Origin of the sequence: Streptomyces sp. DH-12, assembly GCF_002899455.1 — a bacterium.
Taxonomy (GTDB): Bacteria; Actinomycetota; Actinomycetes; order Streptomycetales; family Streptomycetaceae; genus Streptomyces.
Map to the genome: position 1 here is coordinate 4643195 of NZ_PPFB01000001.1, position 21032 is coordinate 4664226.

Here is a 21032-nt window from a genome sequence, read left to right on the forward strand (position 1 = left end):
CTCCCGGCGTAACGGGGTCCTCGCATACGATGGCCGTTGCTCAGTCAGTGAAACGGAAACCGACCGTCCCAGGCCCGACCGGCAAGGAGACCAACCCCCGTGTCCGTCCTCTCGAAGATCATGCGTGCAGGCGAAGGCAAAATCCTGCGCAAGCTGCACCGCATCGCGGACCAGGTCAACTCCATCGAAGAGGACTTCGAAGGCCTCTCCGACGCCGAGCTGCGGGCCCTCACCGACGAGTACAAGGAGCGCTACGCCGACGGTGAGAGCCTGGACGACCTGCTGCCCGAGGCCTTCGCCACGGTCCGCGAGGCCGCCCGGCGCGTCCTGGGCCAGCGCCACTACGACGTCCAGATCATGGGCGGCGCGGCCCTGCACATGGGGTACGTGGCGGAGATGAAGACCGGTGAGGGCAAGACCCTCGTCGGCACCCTGCCCGCGTACCTCAACGCCCTGTCCGGCGAGGGCGTCCACATCATCACGGTCAACGACTACCTGGCCGAGCGCGACTCGGAGATGATGGGCCGCGTCCACAAGTTCCTGGGTCTGAGCGTCGGCTGCATCCTCGCCAGCATGACGCCGGCCCAGCGCCGCGAGCAGTACGCGTGCGACATCACCTACGGCACGAACAACGAGTTCGGCTTCGACTACCTGCGCGACAACATGGCGTGGTCGAAGGAAGAGCTGGTGCAGCGCGGCCACAACTTCGCCATCGTCGACGAGGTCGACTCCATCCTCATCGACGAGGCCCGTACGCCGCTGATCATCTCCGGTCCCGCGGACCAGGCCACCAAGTGGTACGGCGACTTCGCCAAGCTGGTCAAGCGCCTCAAGCGCGGCGAGGCCGGCCAGCCGCTGAAGGGCATCGAGGAGACCGGCGACTACGACGTCGACGAGAAGAAGCGCACGGTCGCCATCCACGAGTCCGGCGTCAGCAAGGTCGAGGACTGGCTCGGCATCGACAACCTGTACGAGTCGGTGAACACCCCGCTCGTGGGCTACCTGAACAACGCCATCAAGGCGAAGGAGCTCTTCAAGCGCGACAAGGACTACGTCATCATCGACGACGAGGTCATGATCGTCGACGAGCACACCGGGCGTATCCTCGCCGGCCGCCGCTACAACGAGGGCATGCACCAGGCCATCGAGGCCAAGGAGGGCGTGCCGATCAAGGACGAGAACCAGACGCTCGCCACGATCACGCTGCAGAACTTCTTCCGCCTCTACAAGCGCCACGACCACAACGGCAAGGAGCTGCCGGGTCTGTCCGGCATGACCGGTACGGCCATGACCGAGGCCGCCGAGTTCCACCAGATCTACAAGCTCGGCGTGGTGCCCATCCCGACCAACCGGCCGATGATCCGCAAGGACCAGTCGGACCTGATCTACCGCACCGAGGTCGCCAAGTTCGAGGCGGTCGTCGACGACATCGAGGAGAAGCACCGCAAGGGCCAGCCGATCCTCGTCGGCACCACGTCGGTGGAGAAGTCCGAGTACCTGTCGCAGCAGCTCAGCAAGCGCGGCATCCAGCACGAGGTGCTGAACGCCAAGCACCACGAGCGCGAGGCGCAGATCGTCGCCCAGGCCGGCCGCCGCGGCGCCGTCACGGTCGCCACGAACATGGCCGGCCGTGGTACGGACATCAAGCTCGGCGGCAACCCCGAGGACCTCGCGGAGGCGGAGCTGCGGCAGCGCGGCCTCGACCCCGAGGAGCACATCGAGGAGTGGGCCGCGGCCCTGCCGGAGGCGCTGGCGCGCGCCGAGGAGGCCGTGAAGGCCGAGAAGGAGGAGGTCGAGAAGCTCGGCGGCCTCTACGTCCTCGGCACCGAACGGCACGAGTCGCGGCGCATCGACAATCAGCTGCGCGGCCGTTCCGGCCGTCAGGGCGACCCGGGCGAGTCCCGCTTCTACCTCTCGCTCGGCGACGACCTGATGCGGCTGTTCAAGGCGCAGATGGTCGAGCGCGTGATGTCCATGGCGAACGTGCCGGACGATGTGCCGATCGAGAACAAGATGGTCACCCGTGCGATCGCGTCCGCGCAGTCGCAGGTGGAGACGCAGAACTTCGAGACGCGCAAGAACGTCCTGAAGTACGACGAGGTGCTCAACCGGCAGCGCGAGGTCATCTACGGCGAGCGCCGCCGCGTCCTGGAGGGCGAGGACCTGCAGGAGCAGATCCACCACTTCATGGACGACACCATCGACGCGTACGTCCAGGCGGAGACCGCCGAGGGCTTCCCCGAGGACTGGGACCTGGACCGGCTGTGGAGCGCGTTCAAGCAGCTCTACCCGGTGAGCGTCACCGTCGAGGAGCTGGAGGACGCGGCCGGCGACCGGGCCGGCCTGACCGCCGAGTTCATCTCCGAGTCCGTCAAGGACGACATCCGCGCCCAGTACGAGGCGCGTGAGGCGCAGCTCGGCTCCGAGATCATGCGTGAGCTGGAGCGCCGGGTCGTGCTGTCGGTGCTGGACCGCAAGTGGCGCGAGCACCTCTACGAGATGGACTACCTCCAGGAGGGCATCGGCCTGCGCGCGATGGCCCAGAAGGACCCGCTGGTCGAGTACCAGCGCGAGGGCTTCGACATGTTCAGCGCGATGATGGACGGCATCAAGGAGGAGTCCGTCGGCTACCTGTTCAACCTGGAGGTCCAGGTCGAGCAGCAGGTCGAGGAGGTGCCGGTCGAGGACGTCAAGCCGGCCGCCGACCTGGAGAAGCAGGACGCGGTGCCCGCGCAGGCGCGGCCGGAGATCCGCGCGAAGGGGCTGGACGCCCCGCAGCGGCGGAACCTCCACTTCTCCGCTCCCACGGTGGACGGCGAGGGCGGCACGATCGAGGGCGAGCTGGCCACCGACGACGAGCCGGTGCGCTCGCCGGCGGACGGCCTGACCCGCGCGGAGCGCCGGAAGCAGGCGCGGGGCGGGCGTCGCCGCAAGAAGTGACGTCGCCGCACACCGCCGGCCGGGGGCCGGGCGCCTGAGGGCGCCCGGCCCCCGGCCGTTCCGGTCCGCTGTCAGCGGGGGCCGCCCAGCTCGACGGCGGTGCAGCGCCAGCGCAGGTCCCGGCCGCGCTCCAGCCGGAACGCCATGGCGCGGAGCCGGTCCCCGGCGCCGATCCGCGCGAACGCCTCGATGGCGCCCTCGCGCGGCACGAACCATCCGATGTCCCGCACGACGGGCCGCGCCCCGCGCGTCCGCAGCGGCCCTCGCTCCGCGAGCCGGATCAGCTCGTCGTAGGCCTGCCCGGCACTGTGCCGCAACATCGCGTGCACGGGCCGCTGACCGCTCAGCACGGCGACGAGCAGCTCGGCGAACCGGTCGGTGGGACGGGGCTGCGGGACGCCGAGGGGCGCCCCGCCCGGGTGCGCGGGCACGGCGCCCGACGGCGCCCTGCGCCGGTTCTCGGGCGCCGCGGCGGCCGGCACGCGTCCGTGGTCCCCGCGCGTCGCGACGCCGGGCACGCGGCCCCTGTCACCGGGCGGTCCGCCAGGGTTCTCGGGTGGCGTGCCCGCGGGCGTCCCGGCCCGGTGGCCGGGCGTACCGGCGGGCGTTCCGCCTCCGGAGCCGCCTCGGACGGGTCGGCTCCGGGGGGACGGCGCGCGGCCCGAGGGGCGGTTGTCGGCCGGGCGTGTCCGGCGGGGCGTCGTGCCCCGGGGGCGGTCCGCGCCCGGTGAGGGGGACAAGGGGGCGCCGGCTGTGGGGACGCGTGGGGGGACGGCCGCGGGGGAGCGGCGTGGCGTTCTGCTCATGACCTTGTGCACGAGGGGCCCCGTTCTGAAGGCCGGACCGGCGGGGGAGCCGGGTACCGGGCAGTAACTTCGTGACGGGGATCTTGTACGGGGACGTGCGGGGGCGGGGCAAGGAGGGGGAGGGCCGGTCGGGGAGGGGCGGAAAGTTCACCTATCAGGGTGGTCGCCCGTGCGGCGGGCCCCGGCTCGCGGGGGTCGGGCGGGTGACGTCGCGGACGTGGGTTGACGGTCGCGAAGGGGTCGGTGAGGACTCGAAGGGGGACGGGCGGGACGTATTCTGAGACCTTGCCGAGAAGTGATCCGAGCTGACGAAAGCGGCCGACCATGCGCGTCTACGTCCCCCTGACCCTCCCCGGTCTCGCCGAGGCGCACAGGACGGGGCAGCTGGGCGACGGGCCGTTCACCGCCTACGCCGTGACGCCCGCGCTGCGCGAGTGGTACCTCTCCGACGACATCGAGGAGCTGGAGTACGCCGCGCTCAGCCGTGCCGCGCTGGCCTCCCTGCGCCTCCTCGCCGCCGATCCCGGCGCCCCCCGGCGCCGGGTCGTGGTCGCCGTGGACGTGGCGGACGGCGCGGCCTCCGTCGACCCCGGCCGGGGTCCGGACCCGGCCACGCTGGGCGAGGTGCGCCTCGCCGGGGCCGTACGGCTGGCGAAGGCGGCCGCCGTGCACGTGGACGCGGAGGACGCCGAGGAGGACGTGGCGGCCGCCGCGCGGGCGCTGGAGGCGGCGGACGGGGGCGACGACGACGCGCGGTTCGTCGTGGACGGCGCGGAGGACCACGAGCTGCTGTGGTTCGCGACGCAGGAGATCCCGCAGCTCGTCGTCCGGCCGCCCGGGTAGGTTCTCCGCATGGGGACGCACACGGACGCACACATCGTCTGGGACTGGAACGGCACGCTCTTCCACGACGTCGACGCGGTCGTCGCGGCGACGAACGCGGCCTTCGCCGAGCTGGGCCTCGCGCCCCTCACGCTGGAGCGGTACCGGGAGCTGTACTGCGTGCCGGTGCCGGCGTTCTACGAGCGGCTGATGGGCCGGCTGCCCAGCCGGGCCGAGTGGGAGCTGATGGACGCCGTCTTCCACCGGCACTACACCGAGCACCGGGTGCGCTGCGGACTGGCCGACGGCGTGGAGGACCTGCTGACCGGGTGGGCGTCGGCGGGCCGCAGCCAGTCGATCCTCAGCATGCACGGGCACGAGAAGCTGGTCCCGCTGGTGGAGACCTTCGGCATCTCGTCCTATTTCCTGCGCGTCGACGGGCGCACCGGCCCCTCCGGCGGCAGCAAGGCGGAGCACATGGTGCGCCACCTGGGCGCGCTGCGCGACACGGTGGACCCGCGGCGCACGGTGGTGATCGGGGACGCGGCCGACGACGCGCTGGCCGCGCGGCACGCGGGCGCGCGGGCCGTGCTCTACACCGGCGGCTCGCACGGCCGGGCCAGGCTGGAGGCGGTCGGGGTCCCGGTGGTCGACACCTTGAGCGAGGCGGTGGCGGAAGCGGAGCGCCTGGCGGCCTCCGGCTGACCGGAAAGCCCCGGCCGCACTGTGCGAAACGTCAAAGTCCGCCCCCCGGTTTTGTACACATACGGCTCATGACGGGGCCCCTCCGGAGGGCGATAGCCTAGGTGGCGTGATCAGCGCGATAGCTCGCGGGGACCGTGGCGTTCCCGCTGTGCGCCCGGTGAGCACGGACGACATCCGTGTCCGGGTGGCGACCGCTGATCCTCGCGGGCGGCACGGGACGCGGCGCACCCCGGAGGGGCAGGCGTTCCGGAGAGCGCAGTCACACCCGTCGGACGCATCGGATTCCGCCGGAAGGCCCCCGTTCCTCCCCTCTCACGGCATAGCGTCGGCACAGACCGGACACCCCGTGTCGTACCACCGCACCGCGAGGTCGGAGACCGTACTTCCTTCTACGTCACGCAACGGCGCGCGACAGGAGCCAGAGGACCATGCAGACCAAGCTGGACGAAGCCAAGGCCGAGCTGCTCGATCGGGCCGCCCGGGTAGCTGAGAACAGCCCGGCCGGGGGGAAACTACCGACTGGGACCGTGGAGGGGGACACGCCCGACCGGGACGCCGTCCTCGCGTTCCTCCAGCGCTACTACCTGCACACCGCCCCGGAGGACCTCACCGACCGCGACCCGGTCGACATCTTCGGGGCCGCCGTCTCGCACCACCGGCTCGCCGAGAACCGCCCGCAGGGCACGGCGAACGTCCGGGTGCACACCCCGACCGTCGAGGAGAACGGCTGGACCTGCAGCCACTCCGTCGTCGAGGTCGTCACGGACGACATGCCCTTCCTCGTCGACTCCGTCACCAACGAGCTGACCCGCCAGGGCCGCGGCATCCACGTGGTGATCCACCCGCAGTTCGTGGTCCGCCGGGACGTGACCGGCAAGCTGATCGAGGTCCTCTCCGACCCGGTCGGCGGCGACCTCCCCCAGGACGCCCGCCACCTGCCGCACGACGCGCACGTCGAGTCCTGGATCCACGTCGAGATCGACCGCGAGACCGACCGCGGCGACCTCAAGCAGATCACCACCGACCTGCTGCGGATCCTCTCCGACGTCCGCGAGGCCGTCGAGGACTGGGGCAAGATGCGCCAGGCGGCCACCTCGCTGGCCGACGCGCTGCCCGGGGAGCCCGTCCCCGCAGACCTGCCCCCGCTGCAGGTCGAGGAGGCCCGCGAGCTGCTGCACTGGCTCGCCGACGACCACTTCACCTTCCTCGGCTACCGCGAGTACGAGCTGCGCGACGACGACTCGCTCGCCGCCCTGCCCGGCACCGGCCTCGGCATCCTGCGCTCCGACCCGCGCCACGCGGCCGACGAGGACCACCCGGTCAGCCCGTCCTTCGAGCGGCTGCCCGCCGACGCCCGCGCCAAGGCCCGCGAGCACAAGCTGCTCATCCTGACCAAGGCCAACAGCCGCGCCACCGTGCACCGGCCGTCGTACCTGGACTACATCGGCGTGAAGAAGTTCGACGCCGACGGCAACGTGGTCGGCGAGCGCCGCTTCCTCGGGCTGTTCTCCTCCGCCGCCTACACCGAGTCCGTGCGCCGGGTGCCGGTGATCCGCCGCAAGGTCGACGACGTCCTGGAGCGGGCCGGCTTCTCGCCGCACAGCCACGACGGGCGCGACCTGCTGCAGATCCTGGAGACCTACCCGCGCGACGAGCTGTTCCAGACCCCGGTCGAGGAACTGCGGTCCATCGTCACCTCGGTGCTCTACCTCCAGGAGCGCCGCCGGCTGCGGCTGTACCTGCGCCAGGACGAGTACGGGCGCTACTATTCCGCCCTCGTCTACCTGCCGCGCGACCGCTACACCACCGGTGTCCGGCTGCGGATCATCGACATCCTCAAGGAGGAGCTCGGCGGCGTCAGCGTCGACTTCACCGCCTGGAACACCGAATCGGTCCTCTCCCGGCTGCACTTCGTCGTCCGCGTCCCGCAGGGCACCTCACTGCGGCACCTGTCCGACAGCGACAAGGAGCGCCTGGAGGCCCGCCTGGCCGAGGCCGCCCGCTCCTGGTCCGACGGCTTCGCCGAGGCGCTGACCACCGAGTTCGGCGAGGAGCGCGCCGCAGAGCTGCTGCGCCGCTACGCGGGCGCCTTCCCCGAGGGCTACAAGGCCGACCACTCCCCGCGCGGCGCCGTCGCCGACCTGGTGCGTCTCGAGGAGCTGGACGAGGAGCGGGACTTCGCGCTCAGCCTGTACGAGCCGGTGGGCGCGGGGCCCGACGAGCGCCGCTTCAAGATCTACCGCACCGGCGAGGCCGTCTCCCTGTCCGCGGTGCTGCCCGTGCTGCAGCGCCTCGGCGTCGAGGTCATCGACGAGCGGCCGTACGAGCTGCGGCGCTCCGACCGCAGCGTGGCCTGGATCTACGACTTCGGCCTGCGCATGCCGCACGCGCCCGGCGGCGGGGACCACCTCGGCGACGACGCCCGCGAGCGCTTCCAGGACACCTTCGCGGCCACCTGGACCGGCAAGGCGGAGAACGACGGCTTCAACGCCCTCGTGCTGAGCGCCGGGCTGACCTGGCGTCAGGCGACGGTGCTGCGCGCGTACGCCAAGTACCTGCGCCAGGCCGGGTCCACCTTCAGCCAGGACTACATGGAGGACACCCTCCGGAACAACGTCCACACCACCCGGCTGCTGGTCTCCCTGTTCGAGGCGCGGATGTCGCCGGACCGGCAGCGCGCCGGGTACGAACTGGTGGACGCCCTGCTGGAGGAGCTCGACGCCGCCCTCGACAAGGTCGCCAGCCTCGACGAGGACCGCATCCTGCGCGCCTTCCTCACCGTCATCAAGGCGACGCTGCGCACCAACTTCTTCCAGGAGACGAGCGGCGGCGAGCCGCACGACTACGTCTCCATGAAGTTCGACCCGCAGGCCATCCCCGACCTGCCCGCGCCGCGCCCGGCGTTCGAGATCTGGGTGTACTCGCCGCGGGTGGAGGGCGTGCACCTGCGCTTCGGCAAGGTCGCGCGCGGCGGTCTGCGCTGGTCCGACCGGCGTGAGGACTTCCGCACCGAGATCCTCGGCCTGGTCAAGGCGCAGATGGTGAAGAACACCGTCATCGTGCCGGTCGGCGCCAAGGGCGGGTTCGTCGCCAAGCAGCTCCCCGACCCGGCCGTCGACCGGGACGCGTGGATGGCGGAGGGCGTCGCCTGCTACCGCACGTTCATCTCCGCGCTGCTCGACATCACCGACAACATGGTGGGCGGCGAGGTCGTGCCGCCGGCGGACGTCGTCCGGCACGACGAGGACGACACCTACCTGGTCGTCGCCGCGGACAAGGGCACCGCGACCTTCTCCGACATCGCCAACGAGGTCGCCGAGACGTACAACTTCTGGCTCGGGGACGCCTTCGCCTCCGGCGGCTCGGCCGGCTACGACCACAAGGGCATGGGCATCACCGCCCGCGGCGCCTGGGAGTCCGTCAAGCGGCACTTCCGGGAGCTGGGCGTGGACACCCAGACCCAGGACTTCACGGTCGTCGGCATCGGCGACATGTCCGGCGACGTGTTCGGCAACGGCATGCTGCTCAGCGAGCACATCCGCCTGGTCGCCGCCTTCGACCACCGGCACATCTTCATCGACCCGAACCCGGACGCGGCCGTCTCCTACGCCGAGCGCCGCCGGTTGTTCGAACTGCCGCGCAGTTCCTGGGCCGACTACGACACCGCCCTGCTGTCGGCGGGCGGCGGCGTCTTCCCGCGCAGCGCCAAGTCCGTGCCGATCAACGCGCACATCCGCGAGGCCCTCGGCATCGAGCCCGAGGTCACCAAGATGACCCCGGCCGACCTGATGAAGGCGATCCTCACGGCGCCGGTCGACCTGCTGTGGAACGGCGGCATCGGCACCTACGTCAAGGCGTCCACCGAGTCCGACGCGGACGTCGGCGACAAGGGCAACGACGCGATCCGGGTCGACGGCAAGGACCTGCGGGTCGCCGTCGTCGGCGAGGGCGGCAACCTGGGCATGACCCAGCTCGGCCGGATCGAGTTCGCGCTGCACGGCGGCCGGCAGAACACCGACGCCATCGACAACAGCGCGGGCGTGGACACCTCCGACCACGAGGTGAACATCAAGATCCTGCTGAACGGCCTGGTCAAGGAAGGCGACATGACGGTGAAGCAGCGCAACAAGCTGCTCGCCGAGATGACCGACGAGGTCGGCCGGCTGGTGCTGCGCAACAACTACGCGCAGAACACCGCCATCGCCAACGCGCTGGCCCAGTCGAAGGACATGATCCACGCGCAGCAGCGCTTCCTGAAGCACCTGGTGCGCGAGGGCCACCTGGACCGGGCGCTGGAGTTCCTGCCCACCGACCGGCAGATCCGTGAGCGGCTCGCCTCCGGGCAGGGCCTGACCGGGCCGGAGACGGCGGTCCTGCTGGCGTACACGAAGATCACGGTCGCCGAGGAGCTGCTGCACACCTCGCTGCCCGACGACCCCTACCTGAAGGGCCTGCTGCACGCCTACTTCCCGACCGCGCTGCGCGAGCGGTTCGGGGAGCACATCGACAGCCACCCGCTGCGCCGCGAGATCATCACGACCGTACTGGTCAACGACACGGTCAACACCGGCGGCACCACGTATCTGCACCGGATGCGCGAGGAGACCGGGGCGTCGCTGGAGGAGATCGTCCGGGCGCAGACCGCGGCCCGCGCGATCTTCCGTTCCTCGGTGGTGTGGGACGGCGTGGAGGCGCTCGACACCAGGGTCGACACCGCCACCCAGACCCGGATCCGGCTGCACTCCCGCCGTCTGGTGGAGCGCGGCACGCGCTGGCTGCTCAACAACCGGCCGCAGCCGCTGCAGCTCGAGGAGACGGTGTCGTTCTTCGCCGAGCGGGTCGAGCAGGTCTGGGCGGAGCTGCCCAAGCTGCTGCGCGGCGAGGACCTGAGCTGGTACCAGAAGATCTACGACGAGCTGAGCGAGGCGGGGGTCCCGGACGAGCTGGCCACCCGGGTCGCCGGGTTCTCCTCCGCCTTCCCGACGCTCGACATCGTGTCGGTGGCCGACCGGACGGGCAAGGAGCCGCTGGACGTCGCCGAGGTGTACTACGACCTCGCCGACCGGCTGCGCATCACCCAGCTGATGGACCGGATCACCGAGCTGCCGCGCGCGGACCGGTGGCAGTCCATGGCCCGTGCGGCGATCCGTGAGGACCTCTACGCGGCGCACGCGGCGGTCACCGCGGACGTGCTGGCGGAGGGCGACGGCTCGGCGACGCCGCAGCAGCGCTTCGCGCTGTGGGAGCAGAAGAACGCGGCGCTGCTCGGCCGGGCCCGCACCACGCTGGAGGAGATCCACGGCTCCGACTCGTTCGACCTCGCGAACCTGTCGGTGGCGATGCGGACCATGCGCACGCTGCTGAGGTCGCACTCGTAGGGCGCCGGGCCCGTCGGGGGCGCCGCGGACCGTCACGGTCCGCGGCGCCCCCGCGCGCGTGGTGCCTTGGGCGGGAATCGGCGGCGAACCCGTGGGGACGGCCCGGGAACGGGATAGGTCTCTGGTGTGACTGCCCGATTCCCGTCGTCCGGAGGAGCCGGAGCGTCCGGAGGGGCCGGCGCGCACCGCCCCGCGCTCCGCCCGGCCGCCGTCGGCCGGGCCCTGGCCACGGGCGTCACCGGGCTCGTCCTGCTCCTGCTGGTCCTGGTCGTCGTACGGCTGCCGTGGAGGGGCGACCTCGGCGTCCACGCGGCGACCGTGCAGCGGCTGCGGCACGACCCGCTCGCCCCGGGCAACCCGCTGGTCGACGCGAACACCCCGAGCCCGTACTACTCGCCGTGGACGCTGGTGCTCGGCGGTGTCGCCCGGGCGAGCGGCCTGGACGTGTTCGTGGTGCTGCGGCTGGCCGCCGTGGCCGGGCTGGCGCTGCTGGTCACGGGCGTGTGGCGGTACGTGCGGACGCTGAGCGCGCACCCGGCCGCGCCCCCGCTCGCGCTGCTGTGCCTGCTGTTCCTGTGGGGCTCCGAGCCCCTGCTGTGGAGCGGCTTCCCGGGGCTGCACTCGCTCGCCCTGACGGCGGCCTACCCGAGCACGTTCACCCTGGGACTCGCCTTCCACTTCTGGGCCTGGCTGACCGGCGCGCTGCGCGGCCGGGCCGGGTGGGGGACGTGGCTGGGGCTGGGCGTGCTGTGGGCGGCGATCCTGCTCTGCCACCAGTTCTCCGGGGTGGTGGCCACGGTGGGCGCGGCCGCCGCGGTGGTCGCGGCGCGTCCCGGGCGCGCGGTGTGGCCCCGGCTCGGTGCGGCGCTGCTGCTGGGCGTGTCGGTGCTGGGGGCGTGGCCGTACTACGACTTCTTCGCGCTGGCGGACGCCGGGGACGGGCTGGAGACGGTGCACCGGGCGCTGTACGCGCACCCGGTGGCGCGGTTCGGGCTGGTGCTGCTGGGCGTGGCCGCGCTCGTGCCGCGCTGGCGGCGCGACCACCGGGACCCGCTGGTGATCTTCTGCGCCCTGGGCGTGCTGATCGTCGTCGCGGGACGGATCACCGGGCACCACTCGTGGGGCCGGGCCCTGCCGGCGGCGGTGATCCCGGCGCAGATCGCGGCGGCCGTCGCGGTCGTGGGGGCGGGGTCGCGGCGGGTGCGCGCGGTGTGGGCGGCGCTGCTCGCCGGGGCGCTGCTGGCCGGCGGCTGGGCGCAGGCGGGCGCGCTCGGGTACGTGGTCGCGGCCGACGCGCTGCCCGGCGCGGTGGCGGACAGGCACCGGCCGCCGTGGCCGGGGTACGGGTGGATCACCCGCTGGGTGCGGTACGGCGACGTCGTCATGGCCGAGGGCCGGGCGGCCCGCCAGGTGCCCGCCTACGGCCCCTACACGGTCGCCCCCGGCTACCCCGACTTCTTCCTCGCCGACGAGGAGCGCCGTACGGCCGCCACCCGGGCGTACTTCGCCGCGGACACGCCGGCGGCCGAGCGGCGGGGCACCGAGCGGGAGTACGAGGTGCGCTGGGTGGTGGACCACCGCGGCGTCCTGGACGACCCCGCGCTGCGGCCGGTGGCCCGGGGGCCGCGCGGGGAGGTGCTGTACGCCGTGCCGTGAGCCGGCGGGGTGCCTGGTGGCCGGGGGCGGGTCGCGGGGCGTCAGCGCACGGCGCCCGCCACCAGCCGCGCCGCGCGGCGCAGACGGGGGCGGGCCAGGCGGGCGGCCACCGGGCGGAGCGCTCCGGTGACGCCGGCCGGCTCCCAGCGGATCTGGAGGCGGCCCGGGTCGTGGCCCTCCGGCCCGACGGTGACGCGGTGCGGGGCGACGCCGGAACGGTAGGGGACGCGGGCGGTCAGCGCCGGGAACTCCAGGGGCGCCAGCAGCAGCGCCTGGTTGCCCTGGCCGCCGCTGGTGAGCCGGACCAGCGGATGCCGGACGCCGGCGAAGCCGCCCAGCGGCAGCCGGGCCCCGGCCAGATCGAGCCGTACCGTCCCCTCGAACACGCCGGGCCGCACCGGGTCCAGGCGGAACGGCACGCTGAGGCGGCGCCGGCCGGGGGAGATCACCAGGCTCGCCCGCTGCGGGCCGACGGGCAGCCGCAGCGCCGGGTCGTAGGTCCGCACGGCCAGGTCGATCCGGGCGCCGCCCCCCGGGACACGGGCGATCCCCGTGATCTCGTGCCGGAACAGCGCACCCGGGAACGGGCGGGTGTCCGGCTCCAGCTCGGTCAGGTCCAGCTCGCGGCGGGCGGCCACGGTGTCCGGCACCCGGTCGCCCCAGTAGACCCGGCCGTCCGCGTCGGCGGTCAGCCGCCTCGGGGCGACGCCGTACCCCAGCCCCCGTGCCGCCAGCGCGGCCTCGGACAGCCTGCGGTCCCGGACCAGCCGGAGCACCACCCGCTCGGCGCGGGGCAGCCGGGCGTACGCGCCCGGGGACAGCGTCTCCAGGTAGGGGTTCACCTCGTCGGCGAAGGCGGCCAGCCACTCCTCGTCGCGGTACGGCAGGTCGCCCGCGTACATCCGGAAGTCGTGCTTGAGGAACTTGTGGTCCTTGTCCTCGCGCAGTCCCGCGTGCCCGCTCTCCGCCAGGAACGCGTCGATCAGCCGCTGCACGTGGATCCGGTCGCGGACGTTGCCGATCAGGTGCCGCTGGTTGGATATGGACGCGGCCTCCGTGCTCACGTAGGGGGCCACGTACCATAGGTAGACCGGTTCGGGGACGATCGTGAACCGTTTCGCCAGGCAGTAGGCCTGCGCCGAGAACAGCTGGTCCTCGTAGTGGATGCCCTCCGGGAAGCGCAGCGCGTGCCGGTCGAGGAAGGCGCGGGCGTACATCTTGCTGGTCGCCAGGTGCTCGAAGAACAGCCGCGGGTCGTCCTCGATGCCGTCCAGGGTGCGGCGCTCGCCCACCAGGTGCGGCATCCAGGTGGAGCGGCGGCCGGTGTCCACCCGGACCCGCCGCACCGCGCCCATCGCGAAGTCGATCTCGCGCTCCCGGTGCGCGGCGAGCAGCGCCGCGACCGCTCCCTCCGGCAGTTCGTCGTCGCTGTCGAGGAACATCAGGTACGGCGCCCGGGCGATCTCCAGGGCGCGGTTGCGCGGAGCGCTGCACCCGCCGCTGTTCTCCGGCAGCCGCAGGTACCGGACGCGCGGGTCGGCGGCCGCCAGCGCCCGCGCCACCTCGGGGGTGTCGTCCGTGGAGTGGTCGTCGCTGATGACGATCTCCAGGTCGCGGTGGGTCTGGCGGCACACGGACCGCACGGCGCGGGACAGCCGTCCGGCGTCGTTGTGCACGATCACCGTGACGGTGACGTCGGGGAGCCGGGACGTGGACATCACGCGGTCACCTCCTGGGGGGCCGGCGCCGGGGTGCGCTCCTCCAGCGGCAGCACCGGGGGCAGCGACGCCTCGTCCTCGCCGAGGAAGACCCGGCGCACCACCCGCTCGGCGGCCCGGCCGTCGTCGAACTCGCAGAACCGGCGGCGGAAGGCGGCCCGTGCCTTCGCCGCGCCCTCGTCGCGCCAGGCGTCGGTGACGAGGATCTCGATGAGGTCGTCCTGGGTGCGCGCCACCGGGCCCGGCGCCTCGGCCATCAGGTCGAAGTACACCCCGCGCGTCGTGCGGTACGTCTCCCAGTCGTCGGCGTGGATCACGATCGGGCGGTCCAGGTTGGCGTAGTCGAACATGATCGACGAGTAGTCCGTGACCAGGGCGTCCGCGGCCAGGCACAGCTCCTCGACCGGGTCGTAGGAGGACACGTCGACGACGCGGCCGGAGCGGCGCAGGCCCGCCAGCGGGGAGACGCCGGAGTCGTGGAAGTAGTGGGCGCGCACCAGCAGGACGGTGTCCTCGCCGAGCCGGTCGGCGAGCGCGGCGAGGTCCAGGCGCGGGGTCCAGTCGGCCTCGTAGTCGCGGTGCGTGGGCGCGTACAGGACGGCCCGGCGGCCCGGGGCGATGCCGAGCCGTTCGCGGACCGCGCGCACCTCGTCCGCGCCGGCCGTGCAGTACACGTCGTTGCGCGGATAGCCGTGGTCGAGGGAGACGTACCGGGACGGGTAGGCGCGCTCCCACATGCGGGTGGTGTGGCTGTTGGCGGAGACGCTGTAGTCCCACTTGTCGACCCGCTCCAGCAGGGCGTCGAAGTCCAGGCCCTGCGCGGCGGCGGGGTAGGCCGTCTGGTCCAGGCCCATGCGCTTGAGCGGGGTGCCGTGGTGGGTCTGCACGTGCACCGCGTCGGGGCGTTTGACCACGGCGTTCGGGAAGTTGACGTTGTTGACGAGGTACCCCGCCGTGGCGAGCGCCTCCCAGTAGCGGCGGGTGCCGGGGACCACGTGGTCGGTGCCGGGCGGCAGCAGGGCCGCGTTGCGCGCGCTCACCACCCACACCGGGTGGATGTGCGGGGCCAGCTCGGCGAGCTTCGCGGCGATCGCGGCCGGGTTGCAGGCGACGCCGCGGTTCCAGTAGGCGGAGAACACCGCGAGGTGCGGGTCGACGGGCCGGCGCAGCGCGGCGCGGTACTGGTGGTCGCGGATCCGGGCGCCGGCCTGCCGCCGTCCGGCGCGCACCGTGGACCGCACGGCGCGGCGGGCGCGGTTGGCGGCCTGGAAGGCCCGGTAGCGGGTGTAGGCGCCCTCCTCCAGCAGCGAGCGGCGCACGCCCTCCGGGCCGCCGGGACGGCGGTACCCCTCGGGGCGGCGGCGTACGGCGGCGGAGCCGGCCCGCAGGAAGAACTCCCGCGCCGCCGGCTCGGGCACGGCGCCGCGGGCGAAGGTGCGCAGGCAGTCGCGGACCATGATCTCGTAGAGCACGGTGTAGACGGCGGGCCGGTCCTGGGCGAGGTCGAGCAGGGCCTCGTAGCGGTCGACGGCCGCGAGGTGCTGCTCGGGGGTGACGGGCGGGAGGCTCGCGGGGCGCAGCCGCCGGTCCTCGTAGGCGATGTGCGGCAGGCAGGCGACGCGGTCGGCGAGCAGGAGGGCGGCGAGGGCGGCGTGGGGTTCGTCGTCGGTGGTGAGCCGTTCCTCGTGGGTCCGCCAGAAGTCGGCGCGCAGCACGCGGGTGCCGAGCAGCGGGGTGAGGCGCAGCAGGTAGGCGCTGTCGGCGAGGGCCGGCCCGGTGCGGCCGGCGCGGACGAGGAGGGGGCCGTCCGCCGACGGCAGGGCGGAGCTGCGCCAGGTGCTGCGCAGGTGGTCCAGGAGCAGGACGTCCACGGTGCCGGGCAGCTCGGCGGTGCGTTCCGCGACGGTGCGGGGGCTGCCGGGCGGGAGGCCGTCCTTGGCGCGGACGAAGTGCAGCCAGCGTCCGCCGGCCCGCGCCGCCCCGGCCGCCCGGGCCGCCGCGTCGGGCGTGCCGTCGGGCAGCGGGACCACCTGGAGCCGCGGGGCGTGCCGCTCGGCCGTCTCGCGGGCCCAGTCGCCGACGGCGGCGACGACGACCTCCACGTCCGGCAGCGGGTGGGCGACGAGCGAGTCGAGCAGGCCGGTCAGGTGGTCCTGGGTGTTCGGCCCGTGGACGATGACGCTGAGCTGGGGCATCACGGGGCTCCTTCGGCTGCTCGGCGGCGCGGACGGTCCCGTCGGTCGTATCCAGTCATAGTGACACCGATGCGACGAACCGGTCGGCGGAAGGGTCGCCCGGAGGGAGCCCGAGGGCCCGCGCCGTCCGCGCTAGCGGCCCGAGGTGAACTTCTCGTACTCCTTGAGCACCTCGTCGGTCGGCCCGTCCATGCGCAGCTCGCCGCGCTCCAGCCACAGCACGCGGTCGCAGGTGTCGCGGATGGACTTGTTGTTGTGGCTGACCAGGAAGACCGTGCCGGCGTGCTTGCGCAGCTCGCGGATGCGGGCCTCGGAGCGCTTCTGGAAGGAGCGGTCGCCGGTCGCCAGCGCCTCGTCGACGAGGAGCACGTCGTGGTCCTTGGCGGCCGCGATGGAGAAGCGCAGGCGGGCGGCCATGCCGGAGGAGTAGGTGCGCATCGGCAGGGTGATGAAGTCGCCCTTCTCGTTGATGCCGGAGAAGTCGACGATCTCCTGGTAGCGGGCCTTGATCTCCTCGCGGGACATGCCCATCGCGAGTCCGCCCAGGTGCACGTTGCGCTCGCCGGTGAGGTCGGCCATCAGGGCCGCGTTGACGCCGAGCAGGGACGGCTGGCCGTCGGTGTAGATGCGGCCGTTCTCCACCGGGAGCAGCCCGGCCACGGCCTTGAGCAGCGTGGACTTGCCGGAGCCGTTGGTGCCGATCAGGCCGATCGCCTCGCCGCGGTGGGCGACGAAGGACACGTTCCGCACGGCGTGCACCCGGCGCACGCCGGACGCCTTCTCGGTCTGCCTGCGGCGCAGCATGCGGTTGAGGGCGGCGGTCGCGGAACCGCGCCCGGCGCCGGTGCCGTTGACCTGGTAGACCACGTCGACGCCGTCGGCGATGACGGTCGGGATCCTCTGCCGGTCGGTCTCAGCCACGGCCGTACCTCTCCTCTGCCTTCCAGAAGTAGACGAAGCCGACCACGCCGGCCAGCACCGCCCAGCCCAGCGCGAACGCCCACACGTGCGGCGGCAGGTACGACCCGTCGTACCTGTCGATCAGCGCGAACCGCACCAGGTCCATGTAGACCGCGGCCGGGTTCCACTGCAGCACGTCCGCCACCCAGGCCGGCACGTTCTTGTCCTCCAGCATCGCCGGGATCGAGAACATCACCCCCGACGCGTACATCCACGTCCGCAGCACGAACGGCATCAGCTGCGCCAGGTCCGGCGTCCTGCTGCCCATCCGCGCGAAGATCAGCGCCAGACCCGTGTTGAACACGAACTGCAGCGCCAGCGCCGGCACCACCAGCAGCCACGACAGACCCGGATAGCTCCCGAACGCCACCATGATCACGACCAGCACGATCATCGAGAACAGCAGCTGCTGGAGCTGCTGCAGCGCGAACGAGATCGGCAGCGACGCACGCGGGAAGTGCAGCGCCCGCACCAGCCCCAGGTTCCCCGAGATCGCCCGCACCCCCGCCAGCACCGAACTCTGCGTGAAGGTGAACACGAACACGCCCGTCACCAGGAACGGCACGTACACGTCGCTCGGTATGCCCTTCCGGGCGCCCAGCAGCAGACCGAAGATGAAGAAGTACACCGCCGCGTTCAGCAGCGGCGTCGCCACCTGCCACAGCTGACCCAGCTTCGCCCTGCTGTACTGGGCGGTCAGCTTGGCCTGCGAGAAGGCCAGGATGAAGTGCCGCCGCCCCCACAGCTGACGGACGTACGCGCCGAGGGACGGACGGGCGCCGCTGACCGTGAGGCCGTGCCGGGCGGCGAGGGCCGCGAGGTCGGTCTCGGCCGGGTCCGGGCCCGCCGACGCGGCGGGCGGTGTGTGGAGTGCCTGACTCACATCCGCTGCTTTCGCTAGGAGGGAGGTGGGTGCAACGAGTCCGGCGTCGGAACGGGACCGTATCGTCGTGACGACGAGCGTAGGTCGAATGTGCGTCGGAACGCAACCGTATCGTCGCTACGCGAGCGGCCTATGCTGGAGCGCATGACGAACGCCGACGCGCCTGAGCCGCAACCGCGCCGCCGGGCTCCCGCCGGGGCCGCCGTCCTGCGCGAGGACGTCACGGAGGCCATCCGGGCGGCCGTCTACGAGGAGCTCGCCGCCGTCGGCTACGCCCGCATGTCGATCGAGGGCATCGCGCGCCGCGCGGGCGTCGGCAAGACCGCCGTGTACCGCCGCTGGCGCTCCAAGCTGCACGTCGTGCTCGACGTGGTGTCCGCGCTCGCCGTCCAGGGCCTGCCCGCTCCGGACACCGGCTCCCTGGAGGGCGACCTGCGGCTGCTCTACGCGGTCAGCTCGCGCGCCCTGCGCCACCCCGTCGCCTCGCAGATCCTCCCCGACCTCCAGGCCGAGGCCGCCCGCAACCCCGACATCGCCGAGGCCGTGCAGAAGGCCCTGCGCGAGGGCCAGGACGGGGTCGCCAGGGGCATCGTCACGGCGGCCCAGGAGCGGGGCGAGATCAGCACCGGCGCGGACCACACCCTGGCCCTCGACCTGATCTCCGGCCCGCTGTACTGGCGCTCGGTCGTCATCCGCGGCCCGAAACCGCCCAAGGGCTACCTGGACGGTCTCGCCCGCGCGACCGCCCAGGCCCTCAAGACGCTCTGAAAGGCGGCCCGGTCCACGGCACCGGCCGCCGCAGCCGTCCGGCCAGCACCCGGCCGACGCCGTGCGCCCCGGCCGCCACCCGCAGGGCCAGCGCGCCCCCGTGGGTGGCGTAGGGGCGGACGAGGACCAGGCCGTACCGGCGGCTCGGGACGGCGCGGGGGCGCAGCGGGCCGGGGCCGGTGAGGGCGTGGGCCGAGACGGTCCGGGCCGCGCCGCCGCGGAAGCGCAGCCGCAGCCGCAGGTCCCAGGCGCCCGCGCCGAGGGCCGCCAGCCGCTCCAGCGGGACGGGCGCCTCGGCGGTCCAGGCGCCGTCGGCGGACGGCCGCAGCGGCACCGTGCGGCGCAGCGCCGCGCCCGCGCGGTCCCGGTGGCGCCACTCCACCTCCGCGTCCACCGGACCGGCCCGCGCGACCGCGCCGTACAGCTCGTGCAGGCGCAGCCGCAGCAGACGGGCGCGGGGACGCAGCTCCGCGTCCACGGCGAGCGGCAGCAGCCGGACGGGGCGGTCCGGCAGGGACTCCAGGGTGACCCCGGGCAGCTCCGCCGACCAGCAGGGCGTGCCGTCGGCCGTCCGGGCGTACGGCGGACACAGCCGGGCCGGGCGGGCGGCCAGCTCGCGCAGGCGCGGCAGGTCGCGCGGCTCGGGAGAGGCCAGCAGCACCCGCGCGAGGAGCGGGCCGGGGGCGGCCGGGTCGCCCGACCGGTCGGCGGCGTCGTACTCGGCGAGGTGGCCGCGGGTGTGCGCCCACCACTGACGGCGGTACGCCTCGTCGCGCAGCGGCAGCTCACGGACGTACATGCGCAGGTCGTGGTCGAGGAACTTGGCCCGGACGGCGCGCGCCAGCCGTTTCTCCCCGGCGTCCAGCAGGATCGCGTGGGCGGTGCGGCAGGCGTGCGTGCGGGCGCGCCAGTTGTCGACGCCCGCGCGGTCCAGCGAGATCGACAGCCGTCGCGCGGAGCGGCGCACGTGCCAGACGTAGACCCGGTCCGGGACCAGGGCGACGCGCGGCGCGGCGGCCCACACCCGGGCGGTGAACACGATGTCCTCGTAGGGGAAGCGGCCGTCGGGGAACCGGATGCCGTGCGCGCGCAGGAAGGCCGTGGCGTACAGCTTGTTGACGCTGAGGGTGTCGTGGACCAGGCGGGGGCGGCCGGCCGGGCGGGCGAGGACGGCGGGGGCGGCGTACAGGGCCGGCTCCCACGGCACCTCACGGCCCGAGGGCAGCTCGCGGCGTACGCACAGACCGCCCGTGACCTGTGCGTCCGCCTCCCGTGCGGCGGCCAGCAGCGCGTCCACGGCGCCGGGCGGCAGCACGTCGTCGCTGTCCAGGAACATCACGTACGGGGTGGCCACCGCGTCCAGCCCGGTGTTGCGCGGGGTGCCGCAGCCGCCGCTGTTGACCGGCAGCCGGATCACCCGCAGCCGGGGCTCGCCGGCGGCCAGCCGCTCCAGCAGGGCGGCGCTGCCGTCCGTCGAGCAGTCGTCCACGGCGACGACCTCCCGCACGGCGGGCCCCTGCCCCAGCGCGGAGCGCACCGCGTCGGCCACATGGGCGGCGTCGTCGTGGCCTATGACGACGACGGAGACGGCGTCGGCCGGAACGGGGTCGGGGCGCATGGCATCCTCGGGGCGCGCTGCAGGGGTCCTCTACAACGTCGCCCGCCCCGTGGGTTTCCGCATTCCGAGGGCGTCCCCGCGGGCGTCAGGCCTCTTCGGCGGCCGCCCGGTCCAGCGCGGCGGTGAGGTCGGCGAGGGTGGCGCCGAGGGCGCGCATCTCCTCGGCCCGCAGCCCGGTGGCGGCGGCGATCCGGCGCGGCACCCGCGCGGCCCTGTCGCGCAGCGCGGCGCCCTCCTCGGTGAGCCGCACCTCGACGGACCGCTCGTCGCGCGCGCTGCGCTCCCGGTGCACGAGACCGGCCGCCTCCAGCCGCTTGAGCAGCGGGGACAGGGTGCCGGAGTCCAGGCGCAGGCGCTCGCCGAGCCGCTTCACCGGCAGCGTGCCGTCCTCCCACAGCACCAGCATGACGAGGTACTGCGGGTAGGTGAGGCCGAGGTCCTTCAGCACCACCCGGTAGACGCCGTTGAAGGCGCGGACGGCCGAGTTGAGGCTGAAGCAGATCTGCTGGTCGAGCCGGAGCCAGTCGTCCGAGACGGCCGGCGCGTCCGTCGCCGGGGAGGGGCTGGGTGTCGCTGTCATGCG

General features: G+C 73.3%; 13 protein-coding genes. 6 read left to right on the plus strand and 7 right to left on the minus strand.

The window, feature by feature from the left end:
* The first annotated feature begins 99 nt into the window (after positions 1 to 99).
* Complete coding sequence (gene secA, locus C1708_RS19860; RefSeq protein WP_106413948.1) at positions 100 to 2940, plus strand: preprotein translocase subunit SecA; 2841 nt, start codon at positions 100 to 102, stop codon at positions 2938 to 2940.
* Positions 2941 to 3011: 71 nt separating this feature from the next.
* Here the strand turns inward: secA and C1708_RS36140 are convergent, their stop codons facing one another.
* Complete coding sequence (locus C1708_RS36140) at positions 3012 to 3422, minus strand: Rv3235 family protein (protein WP_391664378.1); 411 nt, start codon at positions 3420 to 3422, stop codon at positions 3012 to 3014.
* A gap of 648 nt (positions 3423 to 4070) precedes the next feature.
* On the opposite strand from C1708_RS36140, the gene C1708_RS19875 reads away from it, so the two are divergent.
* The 4 genes from C1708_RS19875 to C1708_RS19890 all read left to right on the plus strand — a co-directional run bounded on the left by C1708_RS19875 (position 4071) and on the right by C1708_RS19890 (position 12307).
* On the plus strand, positions 4071 to 4589 hold the full coding sequence (locus tag C1708_RS19875; RefSeq protein WP_106413950.1) for a DUF6912 family protein: 519 nt from the start codon (positions 4071 to 4073) through the stop codon (positions 4587 to 4589).
* A 9-nt stretch (positions 4590 to 4598) separates the two neighbouring features.
* Positions 4599 to 5273 (plus strand): HAD family hydrolase, encoded by a 675-nt coding sequence (locus C1708_RS19880; protein ID WP_106413951.1) that lies wholly within the window; start codon positions 4599 to 4601, stop codon positions 5271 to 5273.
* Positions 5274 to 5701: 428 nt separating this feature from the next.
* Positions 5702 to 10651: an NAD-glutamate dehydrogenase gene (locus tag C1708_RS19885; protein WP_106413952.1), complete on the plus strand. Its 4950-nt coding sequence runs from the start codon at positions 5702 to 5704 to the stop codon at positions 10649 to 10651.
* A 126-nt stretch (positions 10652 to 10777) separates the two neighbouring features.
* Positions 10778 to 12307 carry a hypothetical protein gene (locus C1708_RS19890; RefSeq protein ID WP_106413953.1) on the plus strand — a complete coding sequence of 510 codons (1530 nt, stop codon included), beginning with the start codon at positions 10778 to 10780 and terminating at the stop codon, positions 12305 to 12307.
* A 41-nt stretch (positions 12308 to 12348) separates the two neighbouring features.
* Here C1708_RS19890 and C1708_RS19895 read toward each other — a convergent pair whose 3' ends face one another.
* The 4 genes from C1708_RS19895 to C1708_RS19910 all read right to left on the minus strand — a co-directional run bounded on the left by C1708_RS19895 (position 12349) and on the right by C1708_RS19910 (position 18063).
* Positions 12349 to 14025, minus strand: coding sequence for a glycosyltransferase family 2 protein (locus C1708_RS19895; RefSeq protein WP_106413954.1), 1677 nt, complete (start codon positions 14023 to 14025; stop codon positions 12349 to 12351).
* The gene (locus tag C1708_RS19900) at positions 14025 to 16220 is read right to left on the minus strand and encodes a CDP-glycerol glycerophosphotransferase family protein (RefSeq protein ID WP_106413955.1); all 2196 of its coding nucleotides are present in this window, start codon (positions 16218 to 16220) and stop codon (positions 14025 to 14027) included. The genes C1708_RS19895 and C1708_RS19900 overlap by 1 nt, the downstream gene beginning before the upstream one ends.
* Positions 16221 to 16352: 132 nt before the next feature.
* Entirely contained in the window at positions 16353 to 17141 is a 789-nt protein-coding gene (locus C1708_RS19905; protein ID WP_106413956.1) for an ABC transporter ATP-binding protein, read from the minus strand.
* Positions 17134 to 18063: an ABC transporter permease gene (locus C1708_RS19910; RefSeq protein WP_106413957.1), complete on the minus strand. Its 930-nt coding sequence runs from the start codon at positions 18061 to 18063 to the stop codon at positions 17134 to 17136. Before C1708_RS19910 ends, C1708_RS19905 begins: the two co-directional genes overlap by 8 nt.
* Before the next feature lie 132 nt (positions 18064 to 18195).
* Here C1708_RS19910 and C1708_RS19915 point away from each other — a divergent pair, with 132 nt between their 5' ends.
* Positions 18196 to 18831, plus strand: a complete 636-nt coding sequence (locus C1708_RS19915; protein WP_106413958.1) for a TetR/AcrR family transcriptional regulator — start codon at positions 18196 to 18198, stop codon at positions 18829 to 18831.
* Here the strand turns inward: C1708_RS19915 and C1708_RS19920 are convergent.
* On the minus strand, positions 18818 to 20449 hold the full coding sequence (locus C1708_RS19920) for a glycosyltransferase family 2 protein (protein ID WP_106413959.1): 1632 nt from the start codon (positions 20447 to 20449) through the stop codon (positions 18818 to 18820). The genes C1708_RS19915 and C1708_RS19920 overlap by 14 nt on opposite strands.
* An 85-nt stretch (positions 20450 to 20534) precedes the next feature.
* The gene (locus tag C1708_RS19925) at positions 20535 to 21029 is read right to left on the minus strand and encodes a MarR family winged helix-turn-helix transcriptional regulator (RefSeq protein WP_106413960.1); all 495 of its coding nucleotides are present in this window, start codon (positions 21027 to 21029) and stop codon (positions 20535 to 20537) included.
* Positions 21030 to 21032: the final 3 nt, after the last annotated feature.

What these genes read in the sequence shown, in the direction of transcription:
- C1708_RS19920 (WP_106413959.1), bottom strand. Translation starts at nt 20,449, where the DNA reads ATGCGCCCCGACCCCGTTCCGGCCGACGCCGTCTCCGTCGTCGTCATA.
- C1708_RS19885 (WP_106413952.1), top strand. Translation starts at nt 5,702, where the DNA reads ATGCAGACCAAGCTGGACGAAGCCAAGGCCGAGCTGCTCGATCGGGCC.
- C1708_RS19925 (WP_106413960.1), bottom strand. Translation starts at nt 21,029, where the DNA reads ATGACAGCGACACCCAGCCCCTCCCCGGCGACGGACGCGCCGGCCGTC.
- C1708_RS19895 (WP_106413954.1), bottom strand. Translation starts at nt 14,025, where the DNA reads ATGTCCACGTCCCGGCTCCCCGACGTCACCGTCACGGTGATCGTGCAC.
- C1708_RS19880 (WP_106413951.1), top strand. Translation starts at nt 4,599, where the DNA reads ATGGGGACGCACACGGACGCACACATCGTCTGGGACTGGAACGGCACG.
- C1708_RS19875 (WP_106413950.1), top strand. Translation starts at nt 4,071, where the DNA reads ATGCGCGTCTACGTCCCCCTGACCCTCCCCGGTCTCGCCGAGGCGCAC.
- C1708_RS19900 (WP_106413955.1), bottom strand. Translation starts at nt 16,220, where the DNA reads ATGCCCCAGCTCAGCGTCATCGTCCACGGGCCGAACACCCAGGACCAC.
- C1708_RS19915 (WP_106413958.1), top strand. Translation starts at nt 18,196, where the DNA reads ATGCTGGAGCGCATGACGAACGCCGACGCGCCTGAGCCGCAACCGCGC.